The organism is Pantoea sp. UBA4549 (assembly GCF_002387285.1).
In the GTDB taxonomy this organism is placed as follows: domain Bacteria; phylum Pseudomonadota; class Gammaproteobacteria; order Enterobacterales; family Enterobacteriaceae; genus Pantoea; species Pantoea borealis.
Window position 1 is genome coordinate 56,836 of sequence record NZ_DGLH01000009.1, and the last position, 15,186, is coordinate 72,021.

Annotated in this window: 18 protein-coding genes and 2 tRNA genes; 11 read left to right on the forward strand and 9 right to left on the reverse strand. The window is 55.1% G+C overall.

Translation table 11 applies throughout. From position 1 onward, the window contains the following. Nucleotides 1-159 precede the first annotated feature (159 nt). Complete coding sequence (locus tag B3041_RS06885; protein WP_276203846.1) at nucleotides 160-1,287, forward strand: hybrid-cluster NAD(P)-dependent oxidoreductase; 1,128 nt, start codon at nucleotides 160-162, stop codon at nucleotides 1,285-1,287. A gap of 68 nt (nucleotides 1,288-1,355) precedes the next feature. On the opposite strand, the gene B3041_RS06890 is transcribed toward B3041_RS06885, so the two are convergent. Then, a tRNA-Asn gene (locus B3041_RS06890) sits at nucleotides 1,356-1,431 on the reverse strand. Nucleotides 1,432-1,726: 295 nt separating this feature from the next. Here B3041_RS06890 and B3041_RS06895 point away from each other — a divergent pair. Beyond that, nucleotides 1,727-2,581, forward strand: coding sequence for a glucose 1-dehydrogenase (locus tag B3041_RS06895; RefSeq protein ID WP_292970787.1), 855 nt, complete (start codon nucleotides 1,727-1,729; stop codon nucleotides 2,579-2,581). A gap of 58 nt (nucleotides 2,582-2,639) precedes the next feature. On the opposite strand, the gene B3041_RS06900 is transcribed toward B3041_RS06895, so the two are convergent. From B3041_RS06900 to B3041_RS06910, 3 genes are all read right to left on the reverse strand, one after another. Then, a tRNA-Asn gene (locus B3041_RS06900) sits at nucleotides 2,640-2,715 on the reverse strand. Nucleotides 2,716-2,818: 103 nt separating this feature from the next. After that, complete coding sequence (gene mtfA, locus B3041_RS06905; RefSeq protein WP_292970790.1) at nucleotides 2,819-3,595, reverse strand: DgsA anti-repressor MtfA; 777 nt, start codon at nucleotides 3,593-3,595, stop codon at nucleotides 2,819-2,821. A gap of 195 nt (nucleotides 3,596-3,790) precedes the next feature. Further along, the gene (locus B3041_RS06910; protein ID WP_065648999.1) at nucleotides 3,791-4,471 is read right to left on the reverse strand and encodes a hypothetical protein; all 681 of its coding nucleotides are present in this window, start codon (nucleotides 4,469-4,471) and stop codon (nucleotides 3,791-3,793) included. A 585-nt stretch (nucleotides 4,472-5,056) separates the two neighbouring features. Between B3041_RS06910 and B3041_RS06915 the strand changes: the two genes are divergently transcribed. Together B3041_RS06915 and B3041_RS06920 are read left to right on the forward strand one after the other, a co-directional pair. After that, the gene (locus B3041_RS06915; protein ID WP_065649000.1) at nucleotides 5,057-5,761 is read left to right on the forward strand and encodes a phosphohydrolase; all 705 of its coding nucleotides are present in this window, start codon (nucleotides 5,057-5,059) and stop codon (nucleotides 5,759-5,761) included. Nucleotides 5,762-5,833: 72 nt separating this feature from the next. Then, complete coding sequence (locus tag B3041_RS06920; RefSeq protein WP_065649001.1) at nucleotides 5,834-6,088, forward strand: ribbon-helix-helix protein, CopG family; 255 nt, start codon at nucleotides 5,834-5,836, stop codon at nucleotides 6,086-6,088. A gap of 49 nt (nucleotides 6,089-6,137) precedes the next feature. On the opposite strand, the gene dcm is transcribed toward B3041_RS06920, so the two are convergent. Continuing rightward, on the reverse strand, nucleotides 6,138-7,550 hold the full coding sequence (dcm, locus tag B3041_RS06925; RefSeq protein ID WP_292970797.1) for a DNA (cytosine-5-)-methyltransferase: 1,413 nt from the start codon (nucleotides 7,548-7,550) through the stop codon (nucleotides 6,138-6,140). Nucleotides 7,551-7,732: 182 nt separating this feature from the next. On the opposite strand from dcm, the gene B3041_RS06930 reads away from it, so the two are divergent. The 5 genes from B3041_RS06930 (at nucleotide 7,733) to B3041_RS06950 (ending at nucleotide 10,063) form a co-directional block, all read left to right on the forward strand. Next, the gene (locus tag B3041_RS06930) at nucleotides 7,733-8,209 is read left to right on the forward strand and encodes a very short patch repair endonuclease (RefSeq protein ID WP_065649003.1); all 477 of its coding nucleotides are present in this window, start codon (nucleotides 7,733-7,735) and stop codon (nucleotides 8,207-8,209) included. Nucleotides 8,210-8,279: 70 nt separating this feature from the next. Beyond that, entirely contained in the window at nucleotides 8,280-8,546 is a 267-nt protein-coding gene (locus tag B3041_RS06935) for a hypothetical protein (RefSeq protein ID WP_039385177.1), read from the forward strand. 20 nt (nucleotides 8,547-8,566) lie between these two features. Then, nucleotides 8,567-9,478 carry a DUF808 domain-containing protein gene (locus B3041_RS06940; protein ID WP_292970803.1) on the forward strand — a complete coding sequence of 304 codons (912 nt, stop codon included), beginning with the start codon at nucleotides 8,567-8,569 and terminating at the stop codon, nucleotides 9,476-9,478. Nucleotides 9,479-9,569: 91 nt separating this feature from the next. Next, a complete protein-coding gene (locus B3041_RS06945) occupies nucleotides 9,570-9,704 on the forward strand; it encodes a hypothetical protein (protein WP_255402073.1) in 135 nt (44 codons plus the stop codon). A 179-nt stretch (nucleotides 9,705-9,883) separates the two neighbouring features. Then, the gene (locus B3041_RS06950; RefSeq protein ID WP_065649005.1) at nucleotides 9,884-10,063 is read left to right on the forward strand and encodes a YodC family protein; all 180 of its coding nucleotides are present in this window, start codon (nucleotides 9,884-9,886) and stop codon (nucleotides 10,061-10,063) included. 35 nt (nucleotides 10,064-10,098) lie between these two features. On the opposite strand, the gene B3041_RS06955 is transcribed toward B3041_RS06950, so the two are convergent. The 3 genes from B3041_RS06955 to B3041_RS06965 all read right to left on the reverse strand — a co-directional run bounded on the left by B3041_RS06955 (nucleotide 10,099) and on the right by B3041_RS06965 (nucleotide 12,665). Then, nucleotides 10,099-11,319, reverse strand: a complete 1,221-nt coding sequence (locus B3041_RS06955; protein ID WP_065649006.1) for a glycosyl transferase — start codon at nucleotides 11,317-11,319, stop codon at nucleotides 10,099-10,101. 15 nt (nucleotides 11,320-11,334) lie between these two features. Beyond that, nucleotides 11,335-12,135: a mannosyl-3-phosphoglycerate phosphatase-related protein gene (locus B3041_RS06960; protein WP_292970808.1), complete on the reverse strand. Its 801-nt coding sequence runs from the start codon at nucleotides 12,133-12,135 to the stop codon at nucleotides 11,335-11,337. A 353-nt stretch (nucleotides 12,136-12,488) separates the two neighbouring features. Beyond that, complete coding sequence (locus B3041_RS06965) at nucleotides 12,489-12,665, reverse strand: hypothetical protein (protein ID WP_292970811.1); 177 nt, start codon at nucleotides 12,663-12,665, stop codon at nucleotides 12,489-12,491. A gap of 308 nt (nucleotides 12,666-12,973) precedes the next feature. Between B3041_RS06965 and B3041_RS06970 the strand changes: the two genes are divergently transcribed. Beyond that, nucleotides 12,974-13,132: a YqaE/Pmp3 family membrane protein gene (locus B3041_RS06970; RefSeq protein WP_039385165.1), complete on the forward strand. Its 159-nt coding sequence runs from the start codon at nucleotides 12,974-12,976 to the stop codon at nucleotides 13,130-13,132. 65 nt (nucleotides 13,133-13,197) lie between these two features. Further along, nucleotides 13,198-13,392 carry a protein DsrB gene (gene dsrB / locus B3041_RS06975; protein WP_065649008.1) on the forward strand — a complete coding sequence of 65 codons (195 nt, stop codon included), beginning with the start codon at nucleotides 13,198-13,200 and terminating at the stop codon, nucleotides 13,390-13,392. 49 nt (nucleotides 13,393-13,441) lie between these two features. On the opposite strand, the gene B3041_RS06980 is transcribed toward dsrB, so the two are convergent. After that, nucleotides 13,442-15,148 (reverse strand): methyl-accepting chemotaxis protein, encoded by a 1,707-nt coding sequence (locus tag B3041_RS06980; RefSeq protein ID WP_065649009.1) that lies wholly within the window; start codon nucleotides 15,146-15,148, stop codon nucleotides 13,442-13,444. Nucleotides 15,149-15,186: the final 38 nt, after the last annotated feature.

Sequence of the window (15,186 nt, forward strand, 5' to 3'; positions counted from 1 at the left end):
TCCTGCCGATGTGGGTTTTTCAGGCATTTCCGTGTCGCGTATAACTAAATGCTGTCACAGGGTTACACGGAGAATCGCAGTTTCTGGCTCAAAAGCCTGTGGTTATCCATGCGTCAATACAGGCAATTGATCACTCCAATCCTGATGGGAATGAAATGTATGACAGAGAGAAATATCACGGTACTGAATACCAATGCTTTTGAGCCTGTCACCACGCAGACCTGGACCAATGGCCGTCATGCGGTGCGGTGCGTTAAAGTCATACAGGAAACCTGGGACGTGAAAACCTTCTGCTTTATGGCCGAGCAGCCGGTGATGTTCTTCTTTAAGCCCGGGCAGTTTGTCACGCTGGAGCTGACGATAGAGGAGCAGACCGTGTTTCGCTCCTACACCATCTCCAGTTCTCCTTCGGTACCCTACAGTTTTTCAATCACGGTGAAACAGGTGCCGGGCGGCGTGGTCTCCAACTGGCTGCATGCGAATATGCGCGAAGGCATGGATCTGGCGGTGCATGGCCCGGTAGGGCAGTTTAACTGCATCGATTACCCCGGCGATAAGGCGCTGTTTCTCTCAGGTGGCGTCGGCATTACGCCGATGATGTCGATGGCGCGCTGGTATTTTGATACCAACGCCGACGTGGACATGGTGTTTGTGCACAGCGCCCGCACGCCGGAAGATATTATTTTCCGCCGCGATCTGGAAAATATGACGGCGCGTATCCCCAATTTTAAACTGAGCATCATCTGCGAACGCTATGAATCAGGGCAATACTGGTCAGGTTTTCGCGGTTTCCTGAACCATGCCATGATGCAGATGATTGCGCCTGACTTTATGGAGCGGGAGATCTTCTGCTGCGGACCGACACCTTATATGCGGGCGGTGAAAGCGATTCTGGAAAGCGTTGGCTACGATATGACGCATTATCATGAAGAGTCTTTTGGCGCCACGCCGGAGGTGGTACAGGAACAGGTGGTGCAGGAGGCGGAAGAGGCGGCCGAGCTGGCTGATGCGCTCTGCAGTTCAGAACTGCTGACCGTGGCGTTCACGCAGAGTGACAAGAGCGTGAAAATTGCGCCCGGCGAGACGGTCCACGCCGCCGCTGCCAAGCTGGGTCTGCATATCCCGAAAGCGTGCGGCATGGGGATCTGCGGCACCTGCAAGGTGAAATGTCTGGAAGGGGAGGTTGAGATGAACCACAACGGCGGCATCACCGACGAGGATGCCGAAGAGGGCTATATCCTCTCCTGCTGCAGCGTGCCAAAAGGCAATGTGGTGGTGGAGTTCTAATCCGGAGCACGGCCTTTCAGCCAAAACGCAAAAAGCCAGATGTCAGCTGACATCTGGCTTTTTTAATCTGGCTCCTCTGACTGGACTCGAACCAGTGACATACGGATTAACAGTCCGCCGTTCTACCGACTGAACTACAGAGGAATTGTGTTTCGGCGCGCATAATAATCAACTCTTATGCGGCTGTCAAAATGTGATTTACCGCTCGCCTGTTGTTTGCTGCTTCCTGCAGCAACCTGCTGATTTCCTCTGCATCTGCCGCCTGCTGCCGCAATGTTTTTGCACATAATGTGTCCGCATAACCGCCATGTCATGTCGGAATAGGCTTATCTCTCAGGCCGTTACGCTTATCAGACTGGCTTGCATTCTGGTTATGACTGCTACACTTGATGCTGTTCACCTAAGCCAAATTATCTCTTCGCTGACAAAGGAGCACGTTATGACCGATCGCCCACAAAATCCGCAGCAGCAGCAGCAGCAGTGGCCCGGCAGTTTTCGGGAGATGCAGCCGGTGCCCGATCACGGCGAAACCAGCTATCAGGGCAGCGGCCGTCTGAAAGGGAAAACGGCGATTATCACCGGCGGCGACTCCGGCATCGGCCGTGCGGTGGCTATCGCTTACGCCCGTGAAGGCGCCGATGTGGTCATCTCTTATCTGGATGAACATGAAGATGCAAAAGATACCGCACAGCTGGTGGAAGCTGCCGGGCAGCAGGCGCTGCTGATCGCGGGGGATATCATGCAGGCGGAGCACTGCCGCAGCATCGTGGCACAGACGGCAGAGCGGTTTGGCAAAATTGATATTGTGGTCAACAACGCCGCTTTCCAGATGACGCGCGACTCGCTGGATGAGATTGATGATGACGAGTTTGACCGCACGATGAAAACCAATCTCTATGCGATGTTCTACATCTGCAAAGCCGCGGTAGCGCATATGCCAGCCGGCAGTTCCATTATTAACACCGCGTCAGTCAACGCCGATCAGCCGAAACCAAAACTGATTGCCTACTCGGCCACCAAAGCCGCCATCATTAACTTCTCCGGCAGCCTTGCCGCGCTGCTGGCGGATAAAGGCATTCGTGCCAATGCGGTCGCACCGGGGCCTATCTGGACGCCGCTCATCCCGGCCACCATGCCGCCGCAGCAGGTTGAAAGTTTTGGCAGCCAGGTGCCGCTGCAGCGTATGGGGCAGCCTGCTGAACTGGCTTCTGCTTATGTCATGCTGGCCAGCGACGAAGCCAGCTATATCTCAGGGGCAACCATTGCCGTAACCGGCGGGGTGGCGGTGATTTAGCGCCGGCGCAGACAGCAAAAAGCCCGCTCAGGTTTCCCTGAGCGGGCTTTTCTGATTCTGGCTCCTCTGACTGGACTCGAACCAGTGACATACGGATTAACAGTCCGCCGTTCTACCGACTGAACTACAGAGGAATCGTGTGAACGAGGCGAATAGTAGTGGCCCCGGGCGAGCCTGTCAACCGCTTAAAACACAATTGCATTCAACTGGCTAGCAAAGATACAACCCGCACAGGGATCAGGCAGACTCCGCTGTCAGCGCGGTGAGCCGGGTAGCCGGATCCTGACGGTAAAACAGCTGCAGATGACGATACATGTCCGGGAAGCGCTGCCGGAGGAGGTCAGGTGCAGTAAAAAAATATTCTGACAGCACAGCAAAACATTCGGCCGGATCGCTGGCGGCATAAGGATCAAACGTTGCCGCCTCTTCACCGGTGAGCGCCACTTCGTCTTCAATTTCATGCATAACCTGCAGCAAATCTTTCTCCCATGCCGCAACCTCGCGCAGCGGGATGGCGGGAATGCCGCTGGTGTAACCGCTGCCGCGCGCATCCAGCTTGTGCGCTACTTCGTGGATCACCAGGTTATAGCCTGAAAGATCAAACGCGTCGAGAATATCCAGCGCGTTGAGCACCACAGGTCCCTGTGTCCAGCTCTGCCCGGCGTGTACCGCGGGCGCCTGATGCACCAGGCCGCTCTCATCTTCCCAGCGGTCATCAACCTCAAACGGTTCAGGATAGATGAGCACGTCGTGAAAACCATCCAGCCACTCCAGCCCCAGCTTCAGTACCGGCAGACAAAACAGCAGCGCCAGACGGGCGCTGTGTAGCGCATCCATTTCAGTGCCCTGCAGCAGCACAAATTTTTTCTGCTGCAAAAAGCGCTGCGCCATACCGATCAGTATGGCGTGTTCGTCGTGATTAAGCAGTGAAAAAACAGGCTGTCGCAGCGCCTGCGTCCAGGGTAGCTCAGCGGCAGCATCGGACTTAGGGGCGTTCCGGGACCATTTAAACATCGCAGCGCCTGTATGAAAGGAGAAAAAGGGTGCTGACGGGGCAGAATGTGCCAGACGTCAAACCCATTATTCAACCTGTTAGCGGGAACGGAGTCTGTGATTGCGCTTGCAAAGTGAAAAGCAAAATAAGCGGGGGGAGAGCGTAAGCGCCTCTTCCGGCAGAGAGAAGAGGCGCAGGGCGCGGTTTTACGGCGATCAGCTTTCGCGGGCAACGCGTTCGAATGCAATGACCCAGACCCAGGGATTAACTTCCCAGCTGGTTGCACCATACTGCTTTTGCCACGCCTTGCGGTACGCCTCTTTGGGCGATTCTGAATTCATATTCATGGTAAAGAAGTTGTTCAGGAAGTGTGAGTCAGTCTGAACGCCCTCTGCCATGATGTCATCCTCGCTGATATCCTGAATCTTTTCAGCCCGAATCGCGGTGATGGTCAGATCGATGCGGCTTGCCCAGCGTGGCATGTGGATTGCCGTCTGCCAGCCAAACTGCTCTGCGTCCTGCAGATCGTCTTCCAGCTGACCAAATTCATTGCTGTCAGCACGATACTGGCAGTAATCGGGATGGCGAAATAGCTGGGGATCGCGATCGTACTCAGCCAGCTGCGCTTCCGGTACGATCGGGCCGCGCCAGGTCTCACGCACCCACAGACGATCGCCAACCTGTCCGAACGGACAGTGCGCACTGATATCGGACATCGACATCAGTTTGTAGCCGTGAAGATGATTTGCACTGACATCAAACGCATGAACGCCTTCATGGTGGTCCTGTCCTGGACCAAATGCCTGCGTCTTCATAATGCGTCGGGTCTGTGTTTGCTGGCCAACCAGCAGGGCGCGAACCCGCTGTTCGGAAAAAAGAATCGGCCGTTCTTTCATTTTTTACCTCTTGTTATATCACGAACCCGGAAAGCGTTAACGGTACATCCTGTACAGGATGAGAACATTAGCATAAAGGTTTCAAACAAATTTGCTTAATAATTTGTCACCTGATAATCAGGCATCCTCTTCCTGTTCCGGTATTAAAAAAACATCCAGGCAAAAAGTGGGGTGCAGATCGCTTAACACATCGGCGAAATGCGGAAATTTCCCCTATACAGTACGTTATAACGGCCAAAATAGAAATATTTTCAGACTATTTCACCTTTTTCTCCGCTAATAACTGGCTGGCAGTCAGCGATGGCTGGCCCCTGAAATTTACACTAAGCCGGCATCGCAGTTAAGCGAGATACATAAACTGTGTTAACCATATTTAGCGACAGCCGGACGGCATAAGGAAAAACTGAAAACAAAAAGGCCACTGGGAAAGCGCGCTTAACAACGCTATAACATGATCAGGATCGCAAAATTTTTCCTCCCACCCTGAAAATGCTGTAAGAAAAGTGTCATGACCTGCCCGCTAAGATAGCAGGTGAGCCTGTGTGGCTCCCGCCGCGCATCACATGCCATAACAGGAGAAGCATCATGTCCATTACACACTGGCAACAACGCTATGAACACTGGCTGCGGCTGAACTGGCAGCATGAGGATAAGGCGCATGATGTGGGGCATTTGCGTCGGGTCTGGATGAGCGCTGCGCGCATTATGCAGGAGACGCCCGCCGATGCCATGGTGGTGCTGACCGCCAGCTATTTTCACGATGTGGTTAATCTGCCAAAGAACCATCCGCAGCGTCATCTCGCCTCGACTTTTGCCGCTGAAGAGACGCGCCGTATTCTGCAGCAGGATTTCCCCGATTTTCCCGCTGAGCTTATGGATAGCGTGGCGCACGCCGTGCAGGCGCACAGTTTCAGTGCCGCGATTACGCCGCTGACAGCGGAAGCAAAAATTGTGCAGGATGCCGATCGGCTGGAGTCGCTGGGGGCTATCGGGCTGGCACGCGTGTTCTATACCGCTGGCGCACTGGGCCGGCCACTGTTTGACAGTGACGATCCGCTGGGCCGCGATCGCGAACTCGATGATGTGAAGTGGACGCTGGATCATTTTCAGAAAAAGCTGCTGCGCCTGCCCGATACCATGCAAACGGCAGCAGGACGCCGTCTGGCAGAATACAACGCGGATTTTCTGGTGCACTACATGGCCAAACTCTGTGCTGAACTGCAGGGTAATTTAGCCGGGGTTGATGAATCCGTACTGCGCGACTTTTGTTGCACGTTACAGGAATATTAAATTTTTGTGACAGACTGTTAACTCACGTCATCTTCCGTTACGTTTGTGAAAAAAATAGCAGGGAGTATGGAAATGACTGAAACCGTGAACATTACGATAAAAATTGACCCGGCGCTGAAAGAGGAGATTAAGCAGCTGGCCGCTGATAATCAGGTTTCAATGAGTCAGGAGATTATCAGCCGATTGCAGGCGAGCCTGCAGAGTGCCCCGCAGCAGGAGACAGCGGCAGATAATCTGCACTCCGACGAGACGCCGGACGATCGGTTAAGCGCCACGGAGCTGCGTCAAATCCGGGCGCTGCTGAAAAAGAGCAAGAAGAAGAAGTAATGTTTGCACTCACCCGCCGTCCGGCGGGTAAGTGCTTTCTGATGCATTATCAGCCAGCAGCCCGATCTGACGGGTTCAGCCTGTACTGTTCAATCAGCGGCAGCAGCAATTTCGCTACCGCAGCAAATACCGGCACTACCACGGAATTGCCAAACTGACGATAGGCCTGCGTATCAGAGACCGGGATGCGAAACGTCGCTTCGCCCGGCGCTTCAAATCCCATCAGGCGCGCGCACTCGCGCGGGCTCAGCCGGCGCGGGCGGCGTGCCATGTTTTCAGCAGCGGTAAAGTTCTGCTCACCCAGCGCGCGATCCCAGCCGCGATCGATCAGGATCTCCGAGCCATCTTTATAGTAGCGTGCTGAAAGCGTGCGCACGCAGCAGTGCGGATCCTGCGGGTCGTTCAGACCATAGCCAAAGCCATTGCCTTTCGCCTTATGCTTTTGTGCATAGCGGTACAGGTAGTGCCAGAGCGTGGGGGAGAGGGTATATTTTTCGCCCGGATCCGCGTCCAGCAGGCTCTGCAGTGGCGGCACCTGTGGCGGGTAGAGTGCCGGCAGAGCGCGCAGTGAAAAGGGCTGATTAACGCCGCTGTCGCGCCGGATACCGACCAGGACAATACGTTCACGGTGCTGCGGCAGAAAATAGCGCGCGTCGATCACTTTAGCGTCCGGCGCGCCTTTATCGTCAGCATCCGCCACGTCATAACCCAGCTCATCCAGCGTGGCCATAATAATGGCGAAGGTGCGGCCCTTATCGTGACTCTTCAGGTTTTTGACATTTTCCAGCACAAAAAACGCCGGTTTTTTAGCCGCGAGAATGCGCGCCACGTCGAAAAACAGCGTGCCCTGCGCCTCACATTCAAACCCGTGCGCCCGACCGAGGGCGTTCTTTTTACTGACCCCCGCCAGCGAAAAAGGCTGACAGGGAAAGCCGGCCAGCAGCACCTGATGATCGGGGATAGCGCGATCGATATGCTGATAAATAGCCGCCTCTTCAGTGAGGCCGGCTGGCTGCGTCACAAGACGGATATCCGTATTAAACTGGTGGCGCAGCGGATCGCAGTAGTGATTCGCTTTATACGTGCGGACCGCCTCTTTATTCCATTCGCTGGTAAAAACGCACTCGCCGCCGGCCTGCTCAAAGCCGCGCCGGATGCCGCCAATACCGGCAAAGAGATCGATAAACTGGAAGGCGGGCCTGTCATAGTGGTCCGGTCGTGAGGGCAGCAGGGCGCGCAGGCTGGCGATCTCAGACGGCAGAAGCGTGGCCGATGTGCCTTTGCCACTGCGCAGGCGGTTCAGCTTCGCCACGCTCCAGTGACCTGTGCCGGCGGCGTTGAGGGTCTGCATCACATCGCGCGCTGCGTAGATATCGAGTACCTGCAGTAACAGCGCTAAGGCATCCTGCGCAGCGGTTAACAAAGAGGGGGTAGCCGGTGCGGCGGGATCGGGAACGAGCATGCGTTTTTCCTTAACAGTTGAGCGGCTATGCTACCACTCATCTGCCAGGGTTGAAATTAGCGTGTCGTGTCGTGTCGTGTCTTGGCGTGCGCTGCGTGGCGTGCCGCACTCTTTCACGCTGCCGCTTTCGCTTTTGCCGTAAAACGCTAAAGTTGAATAAGCCCGCAGGAAAAGGAAACGGCATGGCTGACGTGCACTCACAAGCGATCCGCAGTAAAAATATGCGCGCGATCCGTAATCAGGATACGGCGATTGAACAACGCGTGGCCGCGATACTGAAAGATCGCGGCTTCAGCTTTCGCGTGCAGGATAAAGCGCTGCCGGGACGGCCCGATTTCGTGCTGCCTGAGCAGCAGGCAATTATTTTTGTGCACGGCTGTTTCTGGCATCGCCATCACTGCTATCTGTTCAAAATGCCTGCCACGCGCACCGGCTTCTGGAACGGTAAAATCAACAGTAACGTTGAACGTGACAGACGCTATGTGCAGCAGCTGCAGGAAACCGGATGGAAGGTGCTGATTGTCTGGGAGTGCGCGCTGCGCGGTAAGCTGCGGCTGGACGACGGTCAGCTGATTGAGCGTCTTGAGGAGTGGCTGCTGGCTGCCGGGCAGAGCGCTGAGCTGGATCACCAGGGATTGCATCATTACCGGCCCGTCTAGCCGGCGATGATTGCTTTTCGCGGCAATAACCGTTTAGATCACGTTTTTCTCTGGGACGCGGAGCACTACCATGAGCAGTATCAAACTGACGGTCAGACGGCTCTATCAGCTGCGCGACGAGCGGCTGGTGGCGACACAGGCCACGGCACGCATCTGGCTGGACGATCGGCTGATTGCCACGGAAGAGATCAGCGGCATGACCGAGAGTCCGGTAAGCAAATATCTGCATGCAGCGGATACGCAGGGAAAAACGCTACGCGTTGAATGGGACTGTGAGGGCATCGCCGACATGTCGGTGACATGGGTTGAGCGCTGCCCCTGTTGTCAGGAACACTAACCGGAATAAGGATTACCATTTTGGCAGGAACCAGTTTACTTACGCTTCTGGATGATATCGCAACGCTGCTGGATGACATTTCAGTCATGGGCAAGGTTGCCGCAAAAAAAACCGCTGGCGTGCTGGGCGACGATTTATCGCTTAATGCGCAGCAGGTCACCGGGGTCAAAGCCAATCGCGAATTGCCGGTGGTCTGGGGCGTGGCGAAGGGCTCATTTCTGAACAAGCTGATCCTGGTGCCGCTGGCGCTGGTGATTTCCGCGTTTGCCCCCTGGCTTATCACGCCGTTACTGATGCTGGGCGGCGCCTACCTCTGCTATGAAGGGGTGGAAAAGGTGTTACACAGCCTGCAGCATGATAAAGAAGAAAAAAGCCCGGAGGCGCGTCAGCAGCGGCTCGACAATCTGGCACAGCAGGATCCGCGCGCCTACGAAAAGAGCAAGGTCAAAGGCGCAGTGCGCACTGACTTTATTCTTTCTGCAGAGATTGTGGCCATTACGCTGGGCATCGTTTCAGAGGCGCCGCTGCTTAACCAGGTGCTGATCCTCGCCGGTATTGCCATTCTGGTCACCATTGGTGTGTATGGCATTGTGGCGATGATTGTGAAGATTGATGACCTCGGCTACTGGCTGCGGGAAAAGTCCTCTGCACTGGCGCAGGCGGTAGGCGGTTTTCTGCTGGCGATGGCGCCGTGGCTGATGAAAATTCTTACCGTGGTCGGCACGCTGGCGATGTTTCTGGTGGGTGGCGGTATCATTGTGCACGGTATTACGCCACTGCATCACGCTATCAGCGAATACAGCAGCGGCTTTAACGGCCTGGTCTCCAGCCTGCTGAGCAACGGGGCCAATCTGGTACTCGGGTTTATTGTCGGCGCAGTTGTGCTGCTGGTGGTTAACCTGATTGCCAAAGTGCGCGGTAAGTCGGCATAAAAGGCCTGTGCGGCAAGCGGCGCACAAGCCGCTTACCGCTTATCTCTGACAATGCGATATAACGCGCGGCACACTAATTTTCAGGAGAGTGATGATGAACGACGATATGTTTGAATTTGATATCGATGCCCAGCTGGAACAGGCTGAAGCGAAAGCGGCGGAAAAAGCCAGCGAAGTACCCGCTGAACTCAGTGACGATGCTGAGTGTGAAGGCTGCAAAATCTGATTGCGGCAGTTAAAAAAATTTCAAAGCCGGTAATAAACATTACCGGCTTTGTTTATGAACCAGATTTTGCACTGCTTATTCCTCTTTTATCACATTAATAACATTATCCTATAGGCAAATTGTCTGCCCGGCTGCTATACCTTTAAGCGTTCAATCAACGGTAAAAGGGAGAGCGCGGTATGACCTTTGCAGTGAGTGATGAAGTTCAGCACAAACAGGGCGGACCCACGATGGTGGTAACCGGCTATGCCAGCGGAATGGTAGAGTGCCGTTGGTATGATGGCTACAGCGTGCGTCGTGAGGCATTCCGTAGTGATGAACTGAGTCACATAACGACGGAATCCCGGCTTGCCAGCTGAATCTGTCCGGGACGGTTTCACCGTCCCGTATCGCCTTACACGTTGCCCTCGTTATCTTCTTCGACCGCCTGATAAATCCGCTGCAGAATATCCGGGAACGCCGACTGAACGCGACTCCAGCTCGGAATAAAGGGCTTATCGTTGGGACGTTCAATAAACGACTGACCGGCGTCAAGAATGGCCTGCGTAAACATCTCCACCGCCGCCTCTTCCTTATGCTGATCGAACGACAGACCGTTCATTGTCGCTTCATGCCGGTAGATCTCCATCATATCCAGTGCATTACGGTAGTAAGTCGCTTTCAGCACGCGAAATGAGTCGCTGGTCAGCGGCACACCCATTGTGGCCAGCTTACGCAGCAGCGATTGCACAATATCACTGCTCATGCGTTTCAGACCCCCGGTGCCATCCTCCTCGGCCAGCGGCTGATGCTTGTGGTCATAGTGATCGGCAATCTCTACCTGACAGCTCTGACGGGTGGTGTAGTTGCGATAGATCTCAGACAGCACGCCTATCTCCAGTCCCCAGTCGCCGGGTATTTTAATGCCGTTAAGCACATGGGTACGCATGGCAAACTCGCCGGAGAGGGGATAGCGAAAGCTGCTGAGGTACTCGAGATACTCCGAGTGACCGTACACCTGCTGCAGCGAACGCAGCATGGGTCCTACCAGCAGACGGCCAACGCGGCCGTTAAGCTTGCCGTCCGCGACGCGCGCATAAAACCCTTTGCAAAACTCATACTGAAACGCAGGGTTGGCCAGCGGATAGAGCAGGCGCGCCAGCATACCGCGTTCGTAGGTCACAATGTCGCAGTCGTGCAGCGCCACGCACTGGGTGCGATCGGATGCCAGGGTATAACCGGTACAGAACCAGACGTTGCGTCCTTTGCCCGGCTGGCTGGGGGACAGACCCTCCTTATCCAGTTCAGCATCGATAGCTTTCAGGCGCGGGCCATCATTCCACAGGATACGGTGCCGCTGTGGCAGGCGTGAGAAGAAGTCGCGGGCAAACAGAAACTGATCGCGATCGGCGCGGTCGAGACCAATCACAATCTCTTCCAGGTAAGGCACCTGCGCCAGTTCATTGACAATATTATCCAGCGCCGGGCCCTCCAGTTCGGAGAACAGCGACGGCAGAATCAGACCCATTTTGCGCCGGCGGGCAAACTGCACCATCTCTTTTTCCAGCGACTCTGTACGGCGATGGGTGAGGTTATGAAAATTCGTAATCACGCCATTCTGATAAAAATCACTCATCGTCTCATCCTCAGATTACGGCTTATGGGGGGCCAGAAAATGATCTATGCCTTCGCACCAGCCTTCCGGTCCGGTTTGCGTTGTGCGATAGATATGGTCGCGGTCGGTACGGCTGAGTTCAACCGGCGACTTGCTGAAGCCTTTAATAATGACCGCATAGTCTGCCTGTTCCAGCATCGGAATATCATTGGGGCCGTCACCCAGACCCAGCGTTATCCGGCGTACACCATCCTGCTGCATCAGCTGCTGCTGCAGCTGCGTCAGCGCTATCCCTTTGCCGCAGTTTTCCGGCATCACGTGCCAGAAGCGACCACCCTGCGTCAGCGCAAGCTGATGGCGGGCCAGCGCGGCGCGAAACGCATCCAGTTGCTCGTTCTCGTCGCGCCATAAAATCACTTCCGAGGCATCACGCAGACGACTTAACCGGGCTTCGCTCAGTGGCAGACCGGTAAAGCTCGCCACGTCGCTGTCACTGAGATCGTGAAAGCCGGTAAAGCGAAATTCCGCTTTCAGCGCACCAAGAATGTCGCACAGCGCCAGATAGCCAGCGGCTGGCTCATCATTAACCGTAACGTCCTGACCAAAGCTGATACGGGCACCATTTTCAGCGATAAACGGCGCACCGCTGATACCCAGGCGCTTCTGTAGCGGAATAATCTCTGCGGCGGTTTTACTGGAACAGAGCACCACCGGGATCTGGCGTGCAGCAAAGTGTTTCAGCCACGGGCGGGCAGCTTCCCAGTTATAATCGTGGTGATCCAGCAGCGAGCCATCCAGATCGGTCACTACCAGCAGAGGGGAATCGGGGTCAATCATCGTCATACTCCTTACACCACAGATGTGAGTAAAGCAGAGAGTAATCAGTATAATAGCGTTATGAAGATTGCACGTTTTTCCGGCTTGCTGAACGCGACAACCAGGAATAATCTTAAAACGCGGCGCAGGTCAGGCTGACGGTACGTGAATTATGCAGCGAAAAGCGCAGGCGGGGCGGCCATCCGGCTGGTTTAACGCTACGTGATATGCACATTTCTGCACTTTATATGCATAAATGCTGGTTGCCTTCATGCACAGTGAGCGTAATCTGAAACGGCATTATCATTTCCTGGTGTAACGAATTCATTGATAAATTTAACCCGGCCTGAGCCGGGTTTTTTTTGAAATCGATTTCAGCGATTCGTTTCACAGAAGCTGCAGTCGTGTATATCTACTTCACACTGTTCAGAAAGGCAGCGCGCCTGATCCACGGTTTTAGCGGATGAATCAAACCATTCGGTATCGCGCTCTTTTTCCTGCTCCGGACTGCCTGCCGGGGGAAAGCGAGGGCGGGTCTCTTCTGCACGCATATGGGGACTCCGGGAAGCCAGGGTGAGCCATAAGTATAGTGCGGCTCCGTCATGCGCGCGCAGCCCGACAGGCAAAAAAAGCCTGCGCTGTATGGCAAAAAGCGTTGTTACTTTTAGGCTGGTTGCTTCTCTGAGGGGGAGTATAGCGAAAAGAAGATCGGCATTTTTTCTGGCAGGTATCTCGTTGTAAGACGTTGAGAGCGTGCAAATATGGCTTTTGACAGTTCTTTACCTGCCGTCGCTCCTGTTTTTACCAGAAGCAGCTATGCTTAACGCTGTCTGATTATTATTGATAACAAGGAGTTAGTATGGATTTGCTGCGCATTATTATCGCTATTTTGCTGCCACCGCTGGGCGTATTTATGCAGGTGGGCTTTGGCGGAGCGTTCTGGCTGAACATTCTGCTGACGCTGTGCGGCTATATTCCCGGCATCGTTCACGCTGTCTGGGTTATCGCCCGTCGCTGATCGCGATCACTATTTCGCGGCCTGTTTACGTTACACTGGCGCAAAACAGCAGCTGAGAGGTCACAATGCAGGTTGGCGAACGCGTAACGGTGAAAACAGATGGCGGCCCGCGCCGCGCCGGTAAACTACTGGCGGTGGAGCCGTTTAACGAAGGCACTATGTATCTGGTCGCGCTGGAGGATTATCCGCTGGGCATCTGGTTTTTCAACGAAAGCGACCATGCTGAAGGCGTATTTGTTGAGCCTGCCTGCAGCAGCTGAACAGATAAAACAGCGCGCCCCGGCTGACGATTCAGCGGGGCGCCTGCTGTCAGAAGGTCTCCCAGTTATCGCTGCCTGATACCGCCAGTGCCGGACGTACCGGGCGCTGAGCCGCAGGTGCTGCTTTTACGGGGGCCACACCTCTCATCATAGCGGAACCCGTATCGCTGAGGCGGAACGCGGCCACCGCCTGCGTCAGTTTACCCGCCTGATCTTCCAGCGAGGCCGCTGCAGAGGAGGCTTCTTCAACCAGTGAGGCGTTTTGCTGCGTCACATTGTCCATCTCTGTGACCGCCAGGCTAACCTGCTGGATCCCGCGACTCTGCTCATCTGACGCTGCCGCAATTTCTGCCATGATATCGGTGACGCGCCGTACGGCTTCAACAATGTCACTCATGGTTGTTCCCGCTTCGCCCACCTGATGCGATCCGTTGCTAATCAGCGCCACCGACTCGGCAATCAGCGTCTCGATCTCTTTCGCCGCCTGAGCGCTGCGCTGCGCCAGACTGCGTACTTCGCTGGCGACCACGGCGAAGCCGCGACCCTGTTCACCCGCCCGTGCGGCTTCTACGGCGGCATTAAGCGCCAGGATATTCGTCTGAAAAGCAATGCTGTTAATAACGCTGGTGATTTCGGCAATCTTTTTCGAGCTACCGGAGATGTTGTTCATGGTTTTCACTACGCCGCCGACCAGATCGCCGCCGTTGCGCGCTTTGTCAGAAGCGTCAGCCGCCAGCTGACTGGCGTGATGGGCGTTTTCCGCATTCTGCTTCACGGTGGCAGTGAGCTGCTCCATACTGGCGGCGGTCTGTTCCAGCGCTGAAGCCTGCTGCTCGGTACGGGAGGAGAGGTCGGTGTTACCGGCAGAAATTTCACTGGTTCCCTGATAGATCGCCTCCGCCCCTTCACGCACGCTGCCCACGGTGCGTACCAGCGCGGCCTGCATCAGCTGCAGATTATGCAGCAGCATGCCGATTTCGTTACGCCCGCACGGCACATCGGCGGCGGTCAAATCGCCCCGGGCAATACGCTCAATGCGGACGACCGACTGGCGCAGTGGATTAATAATGATGCGCCGCAGAAAGATAAAGGTCAGCACAACCAGCACTAAAGCCGCTGTAAATGCCGCTGCCATGGCGATAAAACCAAGGCGTGCCTGGTGCGCCGCCTGGGCGTTAATCATCTCGGCTCGTTCGGTGCGGATTTTAATGGCCTTCAGCAGCAGCGCGTTATACGCATCATCCAGCTTGCGGGTCACATCGGTCTCCTGCGCCACAATGCCTTCAAAGCTGCCCTGACGCGCCGATTCAATCATCGGCTTCACGCCTTTCTCAATATATTGATTGAAGCTGGCAGTCAGCGGCGCGTCCAGTGCCAGATCGGCGGGCGTTTTGACATCACGCGCCATATAAAGCGTAAATCCTTCGCGTGCCTGTTTAATACGGGTTTCCGTCCGCGCCAGATCGGCGCGGTAACTCTCCATCTCGCCAATACGCGTTGCCGCGCCTGCCTGCAATATATTAAGTCGGGCGGTGCGCAGGTGATTAGAGCTGTTGGATATCCCCATACGCACCTGAATCTCTTCCGTTGCGTCGTTCAGCGAGTTGTTACTCTGGATCAGAAAATAACTGGCAAGACCAATACACAGGGCAAAAAGCAGCAAAATGCCGCCGAATATTACGCTGAACAGTGGCATCAGGCGCAGGTTTTGCCAGAGGCTGAGCTTATTATCTACATCGATCGATGCTGTTTTCATTTCCTTGCTCTCATAGTGGTAAGGGTTCTGAAAACAAA

What these genes read in the sequence shown, in the direction of transcription:
- dcm (WP_292970797.1), bottom strand. Translation starts at nt 7,550, where the DNA reads ATGCTCGTTCCCGATCCCGCCGCACCGGCTACCCCCTCTTTGTTAACC.
- B3041_RS06955 (WP_065649006.1), bottom strand. Translation starts at nt 11,319, where the DNA reads ATGAGTGATTTTTATCAGAATGGCGTGATTACGAATTTTCATAACCTC.
- B3041_RS06935 (WP_039385177.1), top strand. Translation starts at nt 8,280, where the DNA reads ATGAGCAGTATCAAACTGACGGTCAGACGGCTCTATCAGCTGCGCGAC.
- B3041_RS06965 (WP_292970811.1), bottom strand. Translation starts at nt 12,665, where the DNA reads ATGCGTGCAGAAGAGACCCGCCCTCGCTTTCCCCCGGCAGGCAGTCCG.
- mtfA (WP_292970790.1), bottom strand. Translation starts at nt 3,595, where the DNA reads ATGTTTAAATGGTCCCGGAACGCCCCTAAGTCCGATGCTGCCGCTGAG.
- B3041_RS06930 (WP_065649003.1), top strand. Translation starts at nt 7,733, where the DNA reads ATGGCTGACGTGCACTCACAAGCGATCCGCAGTAAAAATATGCGCGCG.
- B3041_RS06980 (WP_065649009.1), bottom strand. Translation starts at nt 15,148, where the DNA reads ATGAAAACAGCATCGATCGATGTAGATAATAAGCTCAGCCTCTGGCAA.
- B3041_RS06960 (WP_292970808.1), bottom strand. Translation starts at nt 12,135, where the DNA reads ATGATTGACCCCGATTCCCCTCTGCTGGTAGTGACCGATCTGGATGGC.
- B3041_RS06910 (WP_065648999.1), bottom strand. Translation starts at nt 4,471, where the DNA reads ATGAAAGAACGGCCGATTCTTTTTTCCGAACAGCGGGTTCGCGCCCTG.
- B3041_RS06885 (WP_276203846.1), top strand. Translation starts at nt 160, where the DNA reads ATGACAGAGAGAAATATCACGGTACTGAATACCAATGCTTTTGAGCCT.
- B3041_RS06895 (WP_292970787.1), top strand. Translation starts at nt 1,727, where the DNA reads ATGACCGATCGCCCACAAAATCCGCAGCAGCAGCAGCAGCAGTGGCCC.
- B3041_RS06920 (WP_065649001.1), top strand. Translation starts at nt 5,834, where the DNA reads ATGACTGAAACCGTGAACATTACGATAAAAATTGACCCGGCGCTGAAA.
- B3041_RS06970 (WP_039385165.1), top strand. Translation starts at nt 12,974, where the DNA reads ATGGATTTGCTGCGCATTATTATCGCTATTTTGCTGCCACCGCTGGGC.
- dsrB (WP_065649008.1), top strand. Translation starts at nt 13,198, where the DNA reads ATGCAGGTTGGCGAACGCGTAACGGTGAAAACAGATGGCGGCCCGCGC.
- B3041_RS06950 (WP_065649005.1), top strand. Translation starts at nt 9,884, where the DNA reads ATGACCTTTGCAGTGAGTGATGAAGTTCAGCACAAACAGGGCGGACCC.
- B3041_RS06915 (WP_065649000.1), top strand. Translation starts at nt 5,057, where the DNA reads ATGTCCATTACACACTGGCAACAACGCTATGAACACTGGCTGCGGCTG.
- B3041_RS06945 (WP_255402073.1), top strand. Translation starts at nt 9,570, where the DNA reads ATGATGAACGACGATATGTTTGAATTTGATATCGATGCCCAGCTGGAA.